This is a genomic window from Stenotrophomonas sp. YJH_SMC_36, from assembly GCF_059369935.1.
The window spans coordinates 480,777-498,203 of the sequence record NZ_JCAFTD010000001.1; the positions used below are offsets into that span (position 1 = coordinate 480,777).

Here is a 17,427-nt window from a genome sequence, read left to right on the forward strand (position 1 = left end):
GGTCCAGGTCCTGTAGCGGGGAAGTCAACCTCTACCCTCGCGCGCCAGACGTTAAGCCCCGGTCCCGCGCAGGTGATCGCGCGGACAAGGGCGCCTCGGCTATGCTTGGCGCATGCGAGTCGAGCCTGCCGACATCGAAGCCCTGTTCGACGCCATCCCGGACGTGCTGTTCTTCATAAAGGACCGCCAGGGCCGTTACACCCACGTCAACCAGACCATGCTGCGGCGGCTGGGCCTGCGCGCGCGCAAGGACGTGATCGGGCGTACCGCGGCCGAGATCTACCCGACCGGCCTCAGTGCGGATTACGTCGACCAGGACGCACGCGTGCTGTCCGGCGAGGTGATCGAGAACCTGATGGAGCTGCACCTGTTCGCCAACCGCGAGCCGGGCTGGTGCCTGACCTGCAAGCGGCCGCTGGTGGTCGACGGCAGCATCGAGGGCCTGATCGGCATCTCGCGCGACCTGGGCCAGAAGGACAGCCTGGGCACCCAGTACGAGCAGCTGCGGCTGGCCCTGGCCCATCTCAACGCGCACTACGCCGAGAACGTGCGCATGCAGACGTTGCTGGACATCACCGGGTTCTCGCTGTCCAAGCTGGAGCGCAGCTTCCGCAAGGTGTTCCAGATGACCCCGCAGCAGGTGCTGACGCGGCTGCGGATCCAGATGGCCATGCATCTGCTGCATGGCGACGACAGCATCGCCTGCATCGGCCAGGCCTGCGGGTTCAGTGACCAGAGCGCGTTCACCCGCAAGTTCAAGGCCGAAACCGGTTTCTCGCCGCGCGCCTACCGCGCCCGTATCGGCGAGCCGGCGCTGGCCTGAGCGGCCTGCTGCACTGTGCCTATCCCCACAGGCGCGGGACAGGGTAAGGTGACGCCCCTGTAGCCGCCGCCCACTCCTGCCGATGCCCGCCAGCCCCGTTACGCCTGCCTCGCCCTCCCGCCTGGGCCATTCGCTCAAGCCACGCCAGCTGATCATGATGGGGTTGGGCAGCGCCATCGGCGCGGGCCTGTTCCTGGGGTCCGGTGTGGGCGTACAGGCGGCCGGCCCGGCGGTGCTGGTGTCGTACCTGGTGGCCGGCGCACTGGTGATCATCGTGATGAACGCACTGGGCGAAATGGCGGCGGCCAAGCCGACCAGCGGCGCGTTCTCGGTCTATGCCGCCGACGCCATGGGCGCCACGGCAGGGGCGACTGTCGGCTGGCTCTGGTGGGTACAGCTGGTGATCGTGATCGCCGCCGAGGCCGTGGGAGCGGCGGGCCTGCTGGCCACGGTCTGGCCGGCCATTCCGGTGCCGATGGCCGCCCTGGCGTTCATGCTGTTCTTCACCGCGATCAACCTGCTGGGGGTCAGGAATTTCGGTGAGTTCGAGTTCTGGTTCGCCATTCTCAAGGTGGTGGCGATCCTGGCGTTCATCGCCATCGGTTTCGCGCTGCTGATGGGCTGGCTGCCGCAGGTGACCTCTCCGGGACTGAGCAACTTCACCGCACACGGCGGTTTTGCACCGCAGGGCCTGGCCGGTATCGGCGCAGCCCTGCTGGTGGTGGTGTTCGCCTTCGGCGGCACCGAGATCGTGGCCGTTGCCGCGGCCGAGACCGAGGATCCCGAGCGCAGCATCGCCCGCGCCATCCGCACCGTGGCCTGGCGCATCCTGGTGTTCTACATCGGCTCGCTGAGCGTGATCATCGCCGTGGTGCCGTGGACCAGCGAAGCGCTGAAGTCGCCGTTCGCCGCGGTGCTGGATGCGGCCCGCATTCCGGGGGCGGGCACGGCCATCACGCTGATCGCAGTGATCGCCCTGCTGTCGGCCCTCAACGCCAACCTCTACGGCGCGTCGCGGATGATGTATTCGCTGGCGCAGCGCCGCGAGGCACCGGCCGTGCTGGGCTGGACCGACCCGCGGCAGGTACCGGTGATCGCCGTTCTGGCCAGCGTGCTGTTCGGGTTTGCCGCGACGGTGATGGAACTGCTGTTCCCGGACAAGGTGCTGCCGGTACTGCTGAACATCGTCGGCTCGACCTGCCTGCTGGTGTGGACGCTGTCGCTGCTTTCTCAACTGGTGCTGCGCCGCCGTGCGGACCGCCTCGGCTCGCGCCTGCCGTTCCGCATGGCCGGTTTCCCGTGGCTGACCTGCTGCGCCCTGGCGATCCTGGCACTGATCTTCGGCCTGCTGCTGAGCGAGGCGCATACGCGCCTGCAGTTCCTGTCGATGGTGGCCCTGACCGCCACGATCGCGGCCGGCAGTGCCATCGCGCGCCGCATGCGCGAGGCCTGATCCGTACAGTCGAGCGTGGGCTCGGCTCTACAGCGGGCATACATCCTGCGTGCCATCCTGTTCGTGGGGCCGTCATCGGCCCGCTGAACTGGAGCACCCCATGCTGCGCAGTCGTCCGTTCCTGATGTTCACCGGCCAGGCCGAGGCGGCCCTGGCCCTGTACGCCGAGGCGTTCGCCGATTTCCGGCTGCTTGCCCTGCAACGCCATCCCGACGGCGCAGGGGCGGGAGTGCCCGGCCAGGTGCGGCAGGCGACCTTCATGCTCGGCGGCACCAACTATCTGTGCTTCGACAGCCTGGATGTGCACGACTTCACCTTCAGTCCGTCGATCTCGCTGTTCGTCGAGTGCGGTGGCGCCGAACAGTTCGAGCGCGCGGCGCGCGTGCTGGGCGAGGGCGGGCACTGGCTGATGCCGGTGGGCGACTACGATTTCAGCAATCGCTACGGCTGGGTGCAGGACCGGTTCGGTGTGTCCTGGCAGTTGAGCCTGGGGCAGATGCCGGATCCGTGATCGGTTCAGCCGCTGCGCTCGCCGGGCATGGCCCGGCGCTACCGTAAACGAAAACGGCCCGCTTGCGCGGGCCGTTCCGTCAATCACGCTTCGACTTCATCGTCCTTGTAGGCGTCGACCGGGATGCAGGCGCACATCACGTTCTTGTCGCCGTAGACGTTGTCGACGCGGGCCACCGGCGGCCAGTACTTCTGCAGCTTCAGGCTGGGCAGCGGGAAGGCGGCCAGCTCGCGCGGGTAGGCGTGGGTCCACTCGCTGGCCGTCACCGCGGTGGCGGTGTGCGGCGCGTTCTTCAGCGGATTGTCCTCGCGGTCCAGGCGTCCATCCTCGATCGCACGGATTTCCTCGCGGATCTGGATCATGGCATCGATGAAGCGGTCCAGCTCATGCAGCGACTCGCTTTCGGTGGGCTCGACCATCAGCGTGCCGGCCACCGGGAAGCTCAGCGTCGGCGCGTGGAAGCCGAAGTCGATCAGGCGCTTGGCCACGTCCTCGGCGCCGATGCCGCTGCTCTTCTCCAGCGGGCGCACATCGAGGATGCACTCATGCGCCACCAGGCCGTTGCGGCCGGTGTACAGCGTCCTGAAGTGCGGCGCCAGGCGCTTGGCGATGTAGTTGGCATTGAGCTGCGCGACCTGGGTCGCCTTGCGCAGGCCCTCGCGGCCCATCATCGCGATGTACATCCAGCTGATCGGCAGGATCGAGGCGCTGCCGAAGCTGGCGGCGCTGACCATGCCGACGGGGCCGTTGTCACCCAGCTTGCCCGGCAGGAACGGGGCCAGGTGCGCCTTGACCGCGCACGGGCCGACGCCCGGGCCGCCGCCGCCATGCGGGATGCAGAAGGTCTTGTGCAGGTTCAGGTGGGAAACGTCCGAACCCCACTTGCCCGGCTTGGCCACGCCGACCAGGGCGTTCATGTTGGCACCGTCGGTGTACACCTGGCCGCCGTGCTTGTGGATGATCTCGCAGATCTCGACCACCTCCTCCTCGAACACGCCGTGCGTGGACGGGTAGGTCATCATGATCGCGGCCAGGCGGTCGCTGTACTTCTCGGCGTTGAGTCGGATGTCCTCGACATCGACGTTGCCGTTGGCATCGGTCTTGGTGACCACCACCTTCATGCCGCACATCTGTGCCGAGGCCGGGTTGGTACCGTGGGCCGAATCCGGAATCAGGCAGATGTCGCGATGCTCCTCACCACGCGAGCGGTGGTAGGCGCGGATCGCCAGCAGGCCGGCGTACTCGCCCTGTGCACCCGAGTTCGGCTGCAGGCTGACCGCATCGTAGCCGGTGCATTCGACCAGCATCGCTTCCAGCGACTCGATCAGTTCCTTGTAGCCCAGTGCCTGATCGGCCGGCACCAGCGGATGGATCTGCGAGAACTCCGGCCAGGTCACCGGGATCATCTCGGCGGTGGCGTTGAGCTTCATGGTGCACGAGCCCAGCGGGATCATCGTGCGGTCCATCGCCAGGTCCTTGTCGGCCAGTGAACGCAGGTAGCGCAGCAGTTCGTGCTCGCTGTGGTGCGTGTTGAACACCGGATGGGTCAGGAACGCGGACTGGCGCAGCAGCCCGGCCGGCAGCGCGTCGGCGGTGCTGGCATCCAGCGCATCCACATCGGCTTGGGCACCGAAGACGGCGGCCAGCGCAACCACATCGGCGCGGGTGGCGGTCTCGTCCAGGCTGATGCCGACCGAGTCGCTGTCGATCGCGCGCAGGTTGTAGCCGGCGGCGCGCGCCTTGGCGTGGATCTCATCGGCGTGCACACCGGTGACGTGCAGGGTGTCGAAGAAGTCGCCAGCAACCTGCACGCCGGCCTTGCGCAGTGCGGCGGCCAGGATCGCGGCCAGGCGGTGGGTGCGGCGGGCGATGCGGGTCAGGCCTTCCGGACCGTGGTAGACGGCGTACATCGAGGCCATCACCGCCAGCAGGACCTGTGCGGTACAGATGTTGGAGGTGGCCTTCTCGCGGCGGATATGCTGCTCGCGGGTCTGCAGGGTCAGGCGGTAGGCCGGGTTGCCCTGCGCATCGATCGAGACGCCGATCAGGCGGCCGGGCATCGAGCGCTTGTAGGCATCGCGGCAGGCCATGAACGCCGCGTGCGGGCCACCGAAGCCGAACGGCACGCCGAAACGCTGGCTGTTGCCGACCACGATGTCCGCGCCCCATTCGCCCGGTGCGGCGAGCAGGGTCAGCGCCAGCAGATCGGTGGCCACGGCGACCAGGCCGCCGCGTGCATGCACGGCCTCGACCAGTGCCCGGTAGTCGGCCACCTGGCCGAACGTATCCGGATACTGCAGCAGCACGCCGAAGCTGTCTGCTTCCAGCGCTTCGGCCGGGGTGCCGACGCGCAGCACGATGCCCATGGGCTCGGCGCGGGTGCGCAGCAGCTCCAGGGTCTGCGGGTGCACGGCATCGTGCACGAAGAAGGTGTCCGACTTCGACTTGGCCGAACGCTTGGCCAGGGTCATCGCTTCGGCCGCTGCGGTGGCTTCGTCCAGCAGCGAGGCGTTGGCGATCTCCATGCCGGTCAGGTCGGCGCACAGGGTCTGGAAGTTGATCAGCGCTTCCATGCGGCCCTGCGAGATCTCTGCCTGGTACGGGGTGTAGGCGGTGTACCAGGCAGGGTTTTCCAGGATGTTGCGCAGGATCACGTTCGGCGTGTGGGTGCCGTAATACCCCTGGCCGATGAAGCTGCGCAGCACGGTGTTCTTGTCGGCGATCGCGCGGATCTTCGCCAGCGCCTCCACTTCGGTGATCGACTCCGGCAGCGCCAGCGCTGCCGGCGACTTGATCTTGGCCGGCACGATGGCATCGGTCATCGCATCCAGCGACGCGTGGCCGACGACGTCGAGCATCTGCGCGATCTCGGCGTCATTGGGGCCGATATGGCGCTCGACGAACGCACTGTGGTGCTCGAGCTCACGCAGGGAAGGGGTGTTCTGGGACATGGCGAAGGATCCGTCAGGAAAGGGCACACGCACGGGCACAGGCCGCCGGATGGCGGGCTGCGGGGCGCCCCTCTGTCCTTTTGCCTGAGAGTTTGGAAGCGCGGCTGGCCGCAGCTTCGTGCCCCTTCGGCGCCGGATCGAACCGGTCTCTCCAGAGTTGTGTTGCGGGTGGTATCGGGCCTGAGCGATTACGGGCGTTGCGCCTTCGGCAGCGGTGTTCCGCTTCTCCCACCGTGTTGCCCGCCGATTATAGCCGGTTATGGCCCGCTGCCGGGGCCGCCCGGGCAGGGCCGGCGCCTGAATGGCCGATGGCCCGGGGCGTGCGTTTTGTGCGGTGCTGCATGGCATCGGGCGCATTCCCCGCCTATGATGGGCGGATACCCGAATTCATCTGGCGCCGTCCCTGCTGCAGCGGGACCGGCGCCCGCCGTGCGTGCCGCGCATGGCCTTGCCGGACACCGTTCACATGACCGCCGCTGTTGCTCCGTCCACCCGTCGCATGGCCCTGCTGCTCGCAGGCCTGGCCATGTTCGGCCCGTTCTCCATCGACACCATTTTCCCGGCCTTCCCGCAGCTGGCCCAGCGCCTGGCGGTGGATGAGGTGGCCGTCCAGCAGACCATCAGCGTCTACCTGCTGTTCTATGGCCTGATGAGCCTGGCGCACGGGCCGCTGTCCGATGCCTGGGGCCGCAAGCGGGTGATCCTCGGTGGCCTGGTGGTATTTGCCGGGGCCTCGGTCGGCTGCGCGCTGTCCACCGATCTGCCGACCTTGCTGGCGTTCCGCGCGCTGCAGGGCCTGTCGGCGGGCGTGGGCATGATCGTCGGCCGCGCGGTGATCCGTGACCTGTACCACGGCCATGACGCCCAGCGGTTGATGAGCCAGGTCTCGATGCTGTTCGGCATCGCGCCGGCCATCGCCCCGATCATCGGTGGCTGGATTCTGCTCAGCGGTGCCGGCTGGCCGCTGATCTTCTGGTTCCTCGTGGTGTTCTCGCTTGTGCTGCTGGTGGCCACCGCGCGCTTCCTGCCGGAAACGCATCCGCTGGAGGCGCGGGTACCACTGTCGCCGCGCGCACTGCTGCGTGACTATGTGCGCATCGGCTTCAACCCGCGTTTCCTGCGCCTGGCACTGGCCGGCAGCATCGGCTTCGGCGGCATTTTCCTGTACATCGCATCCGCGCCGGTGTTCGTGATGCAGCACCTGCATCTGGGCGAAGGCGACTTCGCCTGGCTGTTCATTCCCACCATCGGTGGCATGACGGCCGGCGCGTTCCTGTCCGGGCGCATGGCCGGGCACACCACGCCGACCCGGCAGGTGACCATCGGCTTCTCCCTGTGCGCGCTGTCGACACTGCTCAACGTCGGCTACGTGGTGCTGGCGCCGCAGTTCGCGCTGCCGTGGGCGGTACTGCCCATTTTCCTGGGCGGCATGGGCATGGCGCTGATCTTCCCGATCCTGGCGCTGGCCGTGCTCGACATGTATCCGCACCAGCGCGGCCTGGCCTCGTCGCTGCAGGCCTTCGCGCAGCTGATGGTCAGCACCGTGGTGGCCGGTGTCGTCTCGCCCCTGCTCAGTGCCAGCCCGCTGCATCTGGCGCTGGGCCAGGCCGGCTTCTTCGCCGCCGGGTTTGTGTTCTGGTACTGGGAACACCGCCGTGAGCGCGCAGTGCAGGCCTTGGTCACGGACCTCTGACCGGCCGCAGGGGCGGTGGCGGGCGACCCGTGAAGCGGCGCCACGGCCGGGGTGCGCTATCCTTGCGCCCCCCGTAGCGATGCCGCCCCCATGTCCACCACCTCCAAGACCCGTCGCGACCAGCGCCGCCGCCAGGAAGAGAAGGCTGCCAACAAGGCCGCTGCCCAGACTTCGCCGGTGGAGCCGCATGCCGAACTGCGTGATGCGCAGCGCACGCTGCTGGCAGGTGTCGTGCGCCGCGATGGCGAGTGGGTGCTGGGCATGGATGGCCGTATCGCCGGGCATAGCGAGAGCGCCGCGCAGGTACTGGCGTTGATCATGCAAGCCGGTGAACTGCACGAGCGCAACGGTACGCCGGTGCGTCTGATGTATTCCGACGCGCTGCGCGATGCCGCGCAGGCCGAGGCCAGGGAGAAGGGCCAGACCTTCGAGGAATACAAGGCCGAGCTGGCCGCCGCGATGGCGGCGAAGAAGAACAGCTGACCCGTAGTGGGTAGCGCCGGGCCATGCCCGGCGAACGCAGCGGTGTGATCAAGGCCGCCGGGCATGGCCCGGCGCCACCGGAACGAAAGGGGCGGATCCTCGCGGATCCGCCCCTTTTCTCATTTCGCCACCGGGGCCGCAGCGCTGGCCTGCCAGCCGCACATCTGGCCTTCGTTCTGCTGCTTGAGCCACTCATTGACCGGGCTGAAGTACTCGATCATCGGGCCGGCATCCAGCTTGTCGGTGCCGGTCAGCTCCTTCAGCGTGGCCTGCCACGGCTGGCTGGCGCCCTTGCTGAGCATCGCCCAGTACTTCTGGCCGGCTTCCTTGTTGCCGTAGAAGGTGCACTCGTGCAGCGGGCCCTTGTAACCCGATGCATCGCACAGGCCCTTGTAGAACTGGAACTGCAGGATGCGGGCGAGGAAGTAGCGGGTGTACGGCGTATTGCCCGGCACGTGGTACTTCGCGCCCGGATCGAAGAACTCCTCGCCGCGGGTGCTGGCCGGGGCAACGCCCTGGTATTTGGCCTTCAGGTCCCACCATGCCTTGTTGTAGTTGTCGGCGGTGATCGATCCGTCAAACACGCCCCAGCGCCAGCGGTCGATCATCAGGCCGAAGGGCAGGAATGAAACGCCCGACAGCGCCATGCGCATCTGCGCGTTGATCACGGCCTCGCGGCTTTCCTGCGGTGCATCAACGAGACCGATCGAATTCAGGTACTTGGGCGTCATCGCCAGCACGATCGTGTCGCCGATTGCTTCGTGGAAGCCATCGTTGGCGCCGCCCTGGAACAGGGGCGGCAACGGGTTGTAGGCCAGGTCGTAGTAGATGTGGCCCAGTTCGTGATAGATGGTGGTGAAGTTCTCTTCGTTCGGCTTGATGCACATCTTGGTGCGCACATCGCCTTCCATGTTCATGTCCCAGGCGCTGGCGTGGCAGACCACGTCACGGTCGTCAGGCTTGATGAACTGGGTCTTGTCCCAGTACGACTGCGGCAGCGAGGGCATGCCCAGCGACACGTAGAAATCCTGTGCGCGCTCGGTCATCTGTTTCGCGGTACGCAGTTCGGCTTCGCGCTGTGCCCTGTACTGGCCCGCGACGCTGGCATCCCTGCCAGCCTTGGCCAGCGCAGCACTCAGGTTGGTCTGGTACTGCTTTTCCAGTGCGGCGGTGATGTCCAGGCTTCCGGCACCGGGATAGGGCTCCAGCTGGTCCCACAGGTTGGACCAGTCCTGCTGCCACATGTTGCCCAGCAGGTGCGCGGCGATCAGGCCATTACCCACCTCGGCCTTGTCCTTGCCGTAGGTCTTGTCCAGCTTGCCGCGCGCGTAGCAGTGCAGCTGCTCGTACATCGGCTTGACCTGCTCCCACAGGCGGTCGGTTTCCGGCCCGATCTGCTCCGGCGGCATGTCATAGCCGCTGCGCCACATCTGCCCGGCATCGGTGAAGCCCATGCCCTTGGCACCTTCGTTCACCAGGCTGACGAACTTCTGGTAGTCGCCACGCATGTTCCGCGTGGTGCTGTGCCAGCCCTGCCAGGCATCAAGCTGCGCGTCGTAGTCGCGGCTGCGTGCCAGCACCTGTTCCAGTTCGCCCAGCTGGCGGCAGGAGGCCGGGTCGTTGGCATCGGTGCAGTACTTGCCAGCACCGTAGCTGCCCTCCATGCGGGTGGCGATCTGGGTCAGCTCGGCCAGCTTGGCCGGGTCGCGCGGTGCCGGCATCGAGGACATCAGCTTCAGCAGATGGATCGCACGCTTGCTGTCTGCGCTCATCGGCTGGCCCTCGAACTTCGCGGCCTGCTCGATCCAGCTGTTGAGCTGGGTCAGTGAACGCTCGTTGGCCTTGGCCGCGATGCGCTCCGAATCGCTGTTGATGTAGGTGGAGGACAGCCACTGCGCCGAGGTCATCTCCGGATAGGCAGCCTTGTATTCGGCATTGATGCGGGCAACGAACTGGTCGGCGGTCTCGCCGGCCGGTGCGCTGCTGCCAGCGGTCTCGGCGCCGGGGGACGCTTCCTTCTTGCAGGCAGCCAGGGCCAGCGTGGCGGCGGCGACAGCAGCGGCCAGCAGGAGATGACGGTGTTTCACGGGCGGTCCTTGGGTGGTGAACGACGGCCGAAGGCTAGTGGGCGCGCGTGCCCACCGCAAGTGTGGAAGGTTGGTGGGGTTCGGCAGGGCTTGCAGCCCTGCACCCGCAGAAGCAACTGAGACGGCAACGGCCGGAGCAAAAGCGGGTTTCCTGTGAGTCGGCGGGGTGGGGCCGGTTGCGGGGGACGCCGTAAATACGTCCCTGTAGGCTCGGTCGCGCCATCCATGGCGCTCACGCCCCCGCAACCGGACCCACCCCGCCTTCGACAGTTCTCTGCGATCTGTCGGAAATGCTCTTGGGGTCAGATCCGTTTTCCGCAGGAAAACGGATCTGACCCCGGAATTTCACCTACCAACAGCGGAGTGAACCTGTCGAAGGCGGGGCACTGTGGGTTTGCGGGGTGTGAGCGCCATGGATGGCGCGACCAAGGCTACATGGACGTACTTGCGCCGTCCCCGCGAACCCACAGTGCCCCGCCATCCCACGGAATGCCGCTTCGGCTTTTGACGTTGACGTTGCCTTGGCTTCTGCGAGTGCAGGGCTGCAAGCCCTTCCGCCCCCGCCCCTCAGCTCTCGCAGCCGGCGAACACGTCGCGATCGCGCTCGTACAGCGCCGTCTTCACCTGCATCAGGCCCAGCACCGACGGGAACAGGTTGTCGTGGTCGGTGTACGCCGCCGAACGCTTGCGCACGCACTGCAGGTCCAGCCCACGACTGCTGGCGAAGCCCGGCGAGAACCACATCGTCATCGGTACGCGGGTCTGCTCGGCCGGGGCGATCGCATAGGGCACGCCGTGCAGATACAGGCCCTTCTCACCCAGCGACTCGCCATGGTCGGACAGGTAGATCATCGCCGTGTCGTAGTCCTGCATGCCCTGCAGCGTGCCGATGGTCTTGCTGAGGAAATGATCGGTGTACAGCACGGCATTGTCATAGCTGTTGGTGATCTCTTCGCGTGAGCACCGGCCGATGTCACGGGTGTCGCAGGTTGGCTTGAAGCGGGCAAAGGCGGCCGGATAGCGCTCGAAATACGCCGGGCCATGGTTGCCCAGCTGGTGCAGCACGACCACGCGGTCGCCGGGCCTGGCACGCACCTGGGTGGCCAGGTCCTGCAGCAGGATCTCGTCCATGCAGCGGCCGTCGGCGCACAGGCCCGGGGTGGTCGCATCGGACAGCGACTGGAAGTCCAGTCCTTCGCACACGCCTTTGCAGCCGGACTGGTTGTCACGCCACAGCGGTGCGATGCCGGCACGGTTCAGTACGTGCAGCAGCGACTGGTGCGCGCGGATCTTCTTCTCGTCGTAGTCGTGGCGTCCCCATGGCGAGAACAGGCAGGGCAGCGAAACTTCGGTGCTGGTGCCGCAGGAGTGCATGTCGGGGAAGTTGATCACCGGTGCCTGGGCCAGTTCCGGCGTGGTATTGCGGCCGCCGTTGAGGCCCCAGTTCTGTGCACGCACGGTCTCGCCCATCATGATTACCAGCAGCCGCGGTTTGCTCGCCGGAGCGCGTGGGGTGGCCTTGGCGTCGGTGCCGATCGGCAGTTTCGGCGCGCGCTGCACCGGGTTGTCGCCGCGCAGTGCACGTGGAAGACCCAGCAGCACGTTGGCCGGGGTGGCGAGGTAACGCACTTCACGCTGGTTGCGCATCAGTGCGGAGACGTCCTGGAACGAGATCAGTGCACCGCCAACAGCGGTCACCGCAGCCACCGCCAGGAAGCCCAGGCGCCACAGCAGGCTGCGCCCCCAGCTGCGCCGCTGCAGCTGCACCCGCCACACCAGCACCATCGGCAGTGCCGCCAGCAGCAGTACCGGCCACAGCAGCGAGACCGTCATCAGTTCGCGGCTTTCCTTCGGATCGGTCGCCAGCACGTTGCGCAGCATGTCCGCATCCAGATAGATGTGGTAACGGCTCATGTAGTGGGCGGCGAAGGCCGTTACCAGCAGCAGCGCGCTGATCACCACCTTGGCGTTCCAGCGCCAGACCAGCAGGCCCAGCAGCAGGCCATGCGTGCCGAGCAGCAACAGCAGCAGCGACACCGCGTAGCGCAGGCTCTCCGGGTGGCTGGCCATCGCGCTGCGCCAGAACAGGCCGTTGCCGGCCAGAGCGAAGAACAGGCTGGTCAGCGCGATCAACGCCTCGGTGGACAGCTGTGGCCGCCAGCTGCGCAGTCCGGCCAGCGATGGCACACGGAGCGAGCGTTGAACCGAAGCATTCATGCGTTCGCCTCCAGGCGGTTGGTGCGGTCCAGGTGATGGCGGACCAGAACGTACAGCCCCAGTGACAGCAGCCAGCACAGCAGGGCTGTGGCAAGGTCATGCGACAGAAAATGTGCACCCCGCAGCTGCTGGCTGATGCCGAACAGCAGCCCGCTGCCCAGGCCCAGTGCCAGGCCGGTCCAGCGCCAGGCAGGACGCCACAGCAGGGCGAAAAAGTACAGGCTCAGCCAGGCATAGCCGGCACTGGCATGGCCGGCGGGAAAGCACGCGGTCATCGGCATGTCGGCCGGACGATGGCTGAAAAGCCCGATATAAGGCTGGTGGCCGCCGTAGCGCAGCAGATCCCACGGGCAGTCCATCGGCACCAGCGACTTCAGCAGAGACACGCTGCCGGTTCCCAGTGCCAGGGAAATTACGACATAAAGCAGCGCCCATCGCAGGGTGCGATCACGTCCGTGGCGCCAGTGGTGAAAGCTCAGCAGTATCACCACCAGCGCTGCGGCGGTGCTGAACCACTTGCCGCCCCGGTGCACCAGCGAGCGGGTGAACCACGCGTCCTGCAGTGCCCAGCGGCCGCCCTCCAACCGGAACAGGTGGTCAGCCAGCCATTGATCGGCTCCCCCCTCCATGAACACGGCGAACAGGGGCAGCACGATGAGCAGTGGAAGCCACAGGTGGGTCACGGCGAACCGCGATGCCAGCGTGGAGTAGGCCGAAGCAACCCCGGAGACGGGAGGACGGACGGACATGCAGGAAAACACCGTGACGATGAACCGGCGCCATGCTCGTCAGGTTGATGTCGGAGAAGGGTCGGACCTGCGTTCGGGCCGGGTTAACCGCCGGCCCGCGTGGGGGATGATTCAGTCTTCTTCTTCGTTGGCGCCGGCCCGCTCGGCGTGGCAGCCGGCATCCCAGGCGGTGCCGGGCACCAGTTGCCAGCGGTTGCGGTTCGCGACGCCGATGTCGATCACCTGGGCGGCATCCACGCAGGGACTCATGGCCTTGTCGAGCACCAGCAGCCAGCGCCGGTCGGGTGCTTCGGCCAGCCAGGGGCCGGCGTCGTGCCACTGTTCAGGCCAGGGCCGCTTGAAGCCGAACTCGCGCACGGCGCGGTCGGCCTGCAGCAGGTTCTGCTCGCGCCAGGCCACCAGTGCCAGTTCGGCATCGGGGCCGATCCTCGCGCCGACCCGGCGCATCAGCGCCGACGACGAGGCGTAGGGGTCGAGCGCCGGAATCAGCACCAGGCCGTACAGCATCCACAGCAGGCCGTGGGTGAGCAGTACCAGGGTGGCGGCGCGCCGCACGCGCAACCACACGGCCAGGGTAGCCACGGCGATCGCGAACGTCAGCAGGCCGTCGCCCAGCACCGGCAGCAGGGTGTCGGGCATCGCCCGCCGCTGCAGCTGCGCCTGCGCCCAGTGACTTTCGGTGAGCAGCATCACGGCCAGCACGGCGGTTGCCAGCATCAGCACCAGGCTGTAACCGAACAGATACCGGCGCACGCACAGCCTGCGCAGCAGGCCGGGCAGCAGGGGCGCGGCGGCAAGGGCCACGGCAGGCAGCATCGGCAGCAGGTAGACCTCGCGCTTGCCGGGGCTGGCGCTGAAGAACACCAGCACCAGCAGCGCCCACCCCAGCAGCAGCCACTGCCGGCGGTCGCCACGGCGCAGGCGCCGCCACCACGGGCGGGCCAGCACCGGCAGCAACAGGGCACCCGGCAGCCACAGTGTCAGGATCACCTGCAGGTAGTACCAGACCGGCTGCCGGTGGTGCCAGGCGTTGGCATAGCGGGTGCCGGTCTGCTTGAACAGCAGTTCATGCGCATAGGACTGCAGCGAGGCACTGGGTTCGTGCAGCAGGGCCCAGCCCAGCGGGGCCAGCCAGACGGCCACGCCGAGCAGGAATGCAGGGATCAGCCACAGCAGGGTCGCCGGGTGCGGACCCTCGATCCGACGGCCGCGGCGATGCTGGTACAGCCACCAGCCGAACCAGGGCAGCACCATCAGCAGCGGCAGGAAACCTACGCCTTTGGTCACCGTGCCCAGGCCGGCGGCAAAGCCGGCCAGCCACAGCGCCGGCACATTGCGTCGCTCGCACAGATGCCGCAGCAGGCCCCACAGGGCCAGCGTGGTCATCCCGACCAGCACCATATCGATCTGCGCACGCTTGGCCATCAGGCCGAACTGCAGGGTGCAGAACAGGGCACCGATGGCATAGAGGGAGTGGCGCGGCGACCACAGTCGGCGTGCCAGATCCGACACCAACCACAGACTGAGCAGGGCCCCCAGCAGCGAAGGCAGCAGGAACGACCACTGCCAGCTGCCTACCACTTCGTAGGCCGCGGCCTGCAGCCACATGAACACCGGCGGCTTCTCCGCATACAGCTCGCTGCCACGGTGCGGCAGCAGCCATTCCCCGCTTTCCACCATGGTCCTGGCGGCCAGTACGAAGCGGGGTTCGTCCGGTGGCTGCGGCTGGCGCATGCCGATGCCGGCAGCCAGTGCCGCGATGATCAACAGCCAGAGCAGGGGCAGGCGCCAACGGCGGGGCAGGGCTACGGGCACGGCAGGCTCCGGGAGCAAAACGGCCATTTTGAGGCGGCGGGGGTGGGAAAAGCGTCGGAGTATCGCCGGGGCGACCTCATTCCGACATGCGTGGCGCTACCATGGTACGAACTTCCGTGGAACTTTCATGCATGCGCCTGTTGGTGATCGAGGACAACCGGCAGCTGGTGGCCAATCTGTTCGACTACTTCGAGTCGCGCGGTCATGTGCTGGATGTGGCCCCCGATGGCATCACCGGCCTGCATCTGGCGGGCAGCCATCCCTATGACGCGGTGATCCTGGACTGGATGCTGCCCCGGATGGAGGGGCCGGAAGTGCTGCGCCGCCTGCGTGCCGAGCATGGCTCGGAGGTGCCGGTGATCATGCTGACCGCACGCGACGAACTGCCGGACAAGATTGCCGGCTTCCGTGCCGGCGCTGATGACTACCTGACCAAGCCGTTCGCGTTGCCGGAGCTGGAAGTGCGGCTGGAGGCCCTGCTGCTGCGGGCACAGGGACGCAACCCCCGCAAGCGGCTGCAGGTGGGTGATCTGGTGCTGGACCTGGCGACCCTGGAGGCGCAGCGCGCCGGACAGGTCCTGCATCTGTATCCGGCCTGCCGCAAGCTGCTGGAAGTGCTGATGCGCGCCAGCCCCGGCGCGGTCACCCGCCAGCAGCTCGAATTCGCCCTGTGGGGCGACGAGCCACCGGACGGCGACCTGCTGCGCTCGCATGTCTACGAACTGCGCCGCAGCGTGGATGGACCGTTCGTGGACAAGCTGATCCACACGCTGCCGCGGGTCGGCTACCGGTTGGCCCTGCCCACCGCCGCCGAGGCCGGCAGGAATGACGATGAAGGTGCGTAGACCCGGCCCGCTGTACCGCCGCGTGCTGTGGTGGCTGCTGGGCTACCTGGCACTGCTTTCGCTGGCGGTGTTCAGCGTAGGCAACTATGTGCACGAGCACGCCGAACACGCCGCCTGGCGCGCGCTGCTCAACTCCGAACTGGACAGCATCGTCGAGCATGTCGAGCACGAGCCACACTATCGATGGCAGGACTCGGACACGCTCAGCCTGTACCGTTTCGACGCGGTGAACCTGCCTGACAGCCTGCGCACCCTGCATCCCGGCCTGCATGACGGGGTGATGGTGAAGGACCGCGAAACGGCGGTCATGGTGCGTGATACGGACTCGATGGGGCGCGTTGCGCTGGTGCTGGACATCTCCGACTTCCACGACCTTGAGCAGTTCGCCACGCGGTGGGTGATGCTGGCCGGGGTGATCATGATCTTCGTCACCGTGCTGATGGCGTCCTTCGGCATGGAGCGCATGGTGCGTCCGCTCAGCCTCCTGGCGCAGCGCATCGGCGCGTTGCGGCCGGGCGCGCAGGGCCAGCGCATCGATGTCGACCCGCGTGGCAGTTCCGAGCTGCACACCATCGCCGATGCGTTGAATGACTACCTCGAACGCAACGAGCAGTTCGTGGAACGCGAGCGGGTGTTCATCAGCACTGCCAGCCATGAGCTGCGCACCCCGATTGCGGTGATGACCGGCGCCGCCGAGCTGGCACTGGAGCAGCCGGGCCTGCCGGACCGTGCCCGGCAGCAGATCCAGCGCGTGCTGCGCACCGCGCAGGGCGTGGAGCAGCTGATCGAACTGCTGCTGGTGCTTGCGCGCGATCCGGCGCGGCTGGCGGCGCGTGCCGAGCGCATCGCACTGGACCAGCTGCTGCCGGACATCGTCGAGCATCATCGCCATCTGCTGGGCGACAAGGATCTGAGCATCGGTATCCAGGCCGCGCCGGTGGACATCGTTGCCCCGCTGGCGGTGGTGCAGGCGGCGATCGGCAACCTGTTGCGCAACGCGATCGAGAACAGCGGCCGCGGGCACATCGAACTGCGCCTGAGCGCTTCGGCGGTGCTGACCTTGCAGGACCCGGGGCATGGCATGAGCCCGGAGGAGATCGCTGCGATCCACGCACGCATGGCCCGGGGAGAGCGTGTCGATCGTGGCGGGATCGGCCTGGACCTGATCGCGCGCCTGTGCGAGCACCTTGGCTGGACGCTGCAGCTGCAGCCCTGCGAGCCGCGCGGGACGCAGGCCACGCTGGATTTCGGTGCTTCGCGCCCAGGCGGATGATCGCAGTCGCGGGGTCAGGCCTTCGGCCGCGGCACATGCTGGTCGACCAGGATCACGTTGCCGTCCGGATCCATCAGTTGCAGGAAGGCGGGGCCTTCACTGTCGGGATCGGCCCGGACCTGCAGCGCGATACCCTGCGCATCCAGCGCTGCCTGCAGTTCGCGGACGTCCTGGAAACGCGGCAGTTCCTGCTTGTGCTGGTCCCAGCCCGGGTTGAAGGTCAGCAGGTTGCCTTCAAACATGCCCTGGAACAGGCCGATGACGACACCGTTGTTGCGCAGTACCAGCCAGTTCTGCGTCGCATCGCCGCCGGTGATCGAGAAGCCCAGCGCCTCATAGAACGCGCGGGAGGCGGCCAGGTCCTTGACCGAAAGGCTGACCGAGAAGGCACCCAGTTGCATGGACACGCTCCGTTTCGGGAAAGGCGAGGCCGGCACTGCAGCATGACCCGCCGTGAAGAGGGTGTTAATCTCGACCCGCGCCGCCCTATGCGGCGCTTTTTTTTCCGCTCTTTCGATCGACAGAGG

Annotated in this window: 13 protein-coding genes and 1 riboswitch; of the genes, 7 read left to right on the top strand and 6 right to left on the bottom strand. The window is 67.2% G+C overall.

All coding sequences use genetic code 11. The features are described from left to right. Positions 1-112 precede the first annotated feature (112 nt). The 3 genes from AC5P76_RS02030 (at position 113) to AC5P76_RS02040 (ending at position 2,787) form a co-directional block, all read left to right on the top strand. A complete protein-coding gene (locus tag AC5P76_RS02030; RefSeq protein WP_053519032.1) occupies positions 113-823 on the top strand; it encodes an AraC family transcriptional regulator in 711 nt (236 codons plus the stop codon). An 82-nt stretch (positions 824-905) separates the two neighbouring features. After that, a complete protein-coding gene (locus tag AC5P76_RS02035) occupies positions 906-2,276 on the top strand; it encodes an amino acid permease (protein WP_065174823.1) in 1,371 nt (456 codons plus the stop codon). A 100-nt stretch (positions 2,277-2,376) separates the two neighbouring features. Further along, positions 2,377-2,787: a VOC family protein gene (locus AC5P76_RS02040; RefSeq protein WP_053519027.1), complete on the top strand. Its 411-nt coding sequence runs from the start codon at positions 2,377-2,379 to the stop codon at positions 2,785-2,787. Positions 2,788-2,870: 83 nt separating this feature from the next. Here the strand turns inward: AC5P76_RS02040 and gcvP are convergent, their stop codons facing one another. After that, positions 2,871-5,738, bottom strand: a complete 2,868-nt coding sequence (gcvP, locus tag AC5P76_RS02045) for an aminomethyl-transferring glycine dehydrogenase (RefSeq protein WP_065174824.1) — start codon at positions 5,736-5,738, stop codon at positions 2,871-2,873. Between the two features lie 62 nt (positions 5,739-5,800). Continuing rightward, positions 5,801-5,903: riboswitch (glycine riboswitch) on the bottom strand. A gap of 301 nt (positions 5,904-6,204) precedes the next feature. Here gcvP and AC5P76_RS02050 point away from each other — a divergent pair. Together AC5P76_RS02050 and AC5P76_RS02055 are read left to right on the top strand one after the other, a co-directional pair. Continuing rightward, complete coding sequence (locus AC5P76_RS02050; protein ID WP_253118641.1) at positions 6,205-7,431, top strand: multidrug effflux MFS transporter; 1,227 nt, start codon at positions 6,205-6,207, stop codon at positions 7,429-7,431. Positions 7,432-7,521: 90 nt separating this feature from the next. Next, a complete protein-coding gene (locus tag AC5P76_RS02055) occupies positions 7,522-7,914 on the top strand; it encodes a hypothetical protein (protein ID WP_053519021.1) in 393 nt (130 codons plus the stop codon). A gap of 119 nt (positions 7,915-8,033) precedes the next feature. Here AC5P76_RS02055 and AC5P76_RS02060 read toward each other — a convergent pair whose 3' ends face one another. The 4 genes from AC5P76_RS02060 to AC5P76_RS02075 form a co-directional block, all read right to left on the bottom strand. Beyond that, positions 8,034-10,001 carry a M2 family metallopeptidase gene (locus tag AC5P76_RS02060; protein WP_164151614.1) on the bottom strand — a complete coding sequence of 656 codons (1,968 nt, stop codon included), beginning with the start codon at positions 9,999-10,001 and terminating at the stop codon, positions 8,034-8,036. Between the two features lie 567 nt (positions 10,002-10,568). After that, positions 10,569-12,218, bottom strand: coding sequence for a phosphoethanolamine transferase (locus AC5P76_RS02065; protein ID WP_253118642.1), 1,650 nt, complete (start codon positions 12,216-12,218; stop codon positions 10,569-10,571). Then, positions 12,215-12,967 (bottom strand): phosphatase PAP2 family protein, encoded by a 753-nt coding sequence (locus AC5P76_RS02070; RefSeq protein ID WP_253118643.1) that lies wholly within the window; start codon positions 12,965-12,967, stop codon positions 12,215-12,217. The genes AC5P76_RS02065 and AC5P76_RS02070 overlap by 4 nt, the downstream gene beginning before the upstream one ends. A gap of 111 nt (positions 12,968-13,078) precedes the next feature. Next, positions 13,079-14,782 (bottom strand): glycosyltransferase family 39 protein, encoded by a 1,704-nt coding sequence (locus AC5P76_RS02075; protein ID WP_253118644.1) that lies wholly within the window; start codon positions 14,780-14,782, stop codon positions 13,079-13,081. A gap of 131 nt (positions 14,783-14,913) precedes the next feature. On the opposite strand from AC5P76_RS02075, the gene AC5P76_RS02080 reads away from it, so the two are divergent. Together AC5P76_RS02080 and AC5P76_RS02085 are read left to right on the top strand one after the other, a co-directional pair. Continuing rightward, the gene (locus tag AC5P76_RS02080) at positions 14,914-15,627 is read left to right on the top strand and encodes a response regulator transcription factor (protein WP_065174831.1); all 714 of its coding nucleotides are present in this window, start codon (positions 14,914-14,916) and stop codon (positions 15,625-15,627) included. Further along, entirely contained in the window at positions 15,614-16,900 is a 1,287-nt protein-coding gene (locus AC5P76_RS02085; RefSeq protein WP_065174832.1) for a sensor histidine kinase, read from the top strand. The genes AC5P76_RS02080 and AC5P76_RS02085 overlap by 14 nt, the downstream gene beginning before the upstream one ends. Before the next feature lie 14 nt (positions 16,901-16,914). On the opposite strand, the gene AC5P76_RS02090 is transcribed toward AC5P76_RS02085, so the two are convergent. Then, positions 16,915-17,301, bottom strand: a complete 387-nt coding sequence (locus AC5P76_RS02090; RefSeq protein WP_197571915.1) for a VOC family protein — start codon at positions 17,299-17,301, stop codon at positions 16,915-16,917. Positions 17,302-17,427: the final 126 nt, after the last annotated feature.

Excerpts from the sequence above, each read along its gene's own strand:
- AC5P76_RS02030 (WP_053519032.1), top strand. The coding sequence starts at position 113 with ATGCGAGTCGAGCCTGCCGACATCGAAGCCCTGTTCGACGCCATCCCG.
- AC5P76_RS02035 (WP_065174823.1), top strand. The coding sequence starts at position 906 with ATGCCCGCCAGCCCCGTTACGCCTGCCTCGCCCTCCCGCCTGGGCCAT.
- AC5P76_RS02040 (WP_053519027.1), top strand. The coding sequence starts at position 2,377 with ATGCTGCGCAGTCGTCCGTTCCTGATGTTCACCGGCCAGGCCGAGGCG.
- gcvP (WP_065174824.1), bottom strand. The coding sequence starts at position 5,738 with ATGTCCCAGAACACCCCTTCCCTGCGTGAGCTCGAGCACCACAGTGCG.
- AC5P76_RS02050 (WP_253118641.1), top strand. The coding sequence starts at position 6,205 with ATGACCGCCGCTGTTGCTCCGTCCACCCGTCGCATGGCCCTGCTGCTC.
- AC5P76_RS02055 (WP_053519021.1), top strand. The coding sequence starts at position 7,522 with ATGTCCACCACCTCCAAGACCCGTCGCGACCAGCGCCGCCGCCAGGAA.
- AC5P76_RS02065 (WP_253118642.1), bottom strand. The coding sequence starts at position 12,218 with ATGAATGCTTCGGTTCAACGCTCGCTCCGTGTGCCATCGCTGGCCGGA.
- AC5P76_RS02070 (WP_253118643.1), bottom strand. The coding sequence starts at position 12,967 with ATGTCCGTCCGTCCTCCCGTCTCCGGGGTTGCTTCGGCCTACTCCACG.
- AC5P76_RS02080 (WP_065174831.1), top strand. The coding sequence starts at position 14,914 with ATGCGCCTGTTGGTGATCGAGGACAACCGGCAGCTGGTGGCCAATCTG.
- AC5P76_RS02085 (WP_065174832.1), top strand. The coding sequence starts at position 15,614 with ATGAAGGTGCGTAGACCCGGCCCGCTGTACCGCCGCGTGCTGTGGTGG.
- AC5P76_RS02090 (WP_197571915.1), bottom strand. The coding sequence starts at position 17,301 with ATGCAACTGGGTGCCTTCTCGGTCAGCCTTTCGGTCAAGGACCTGGCC.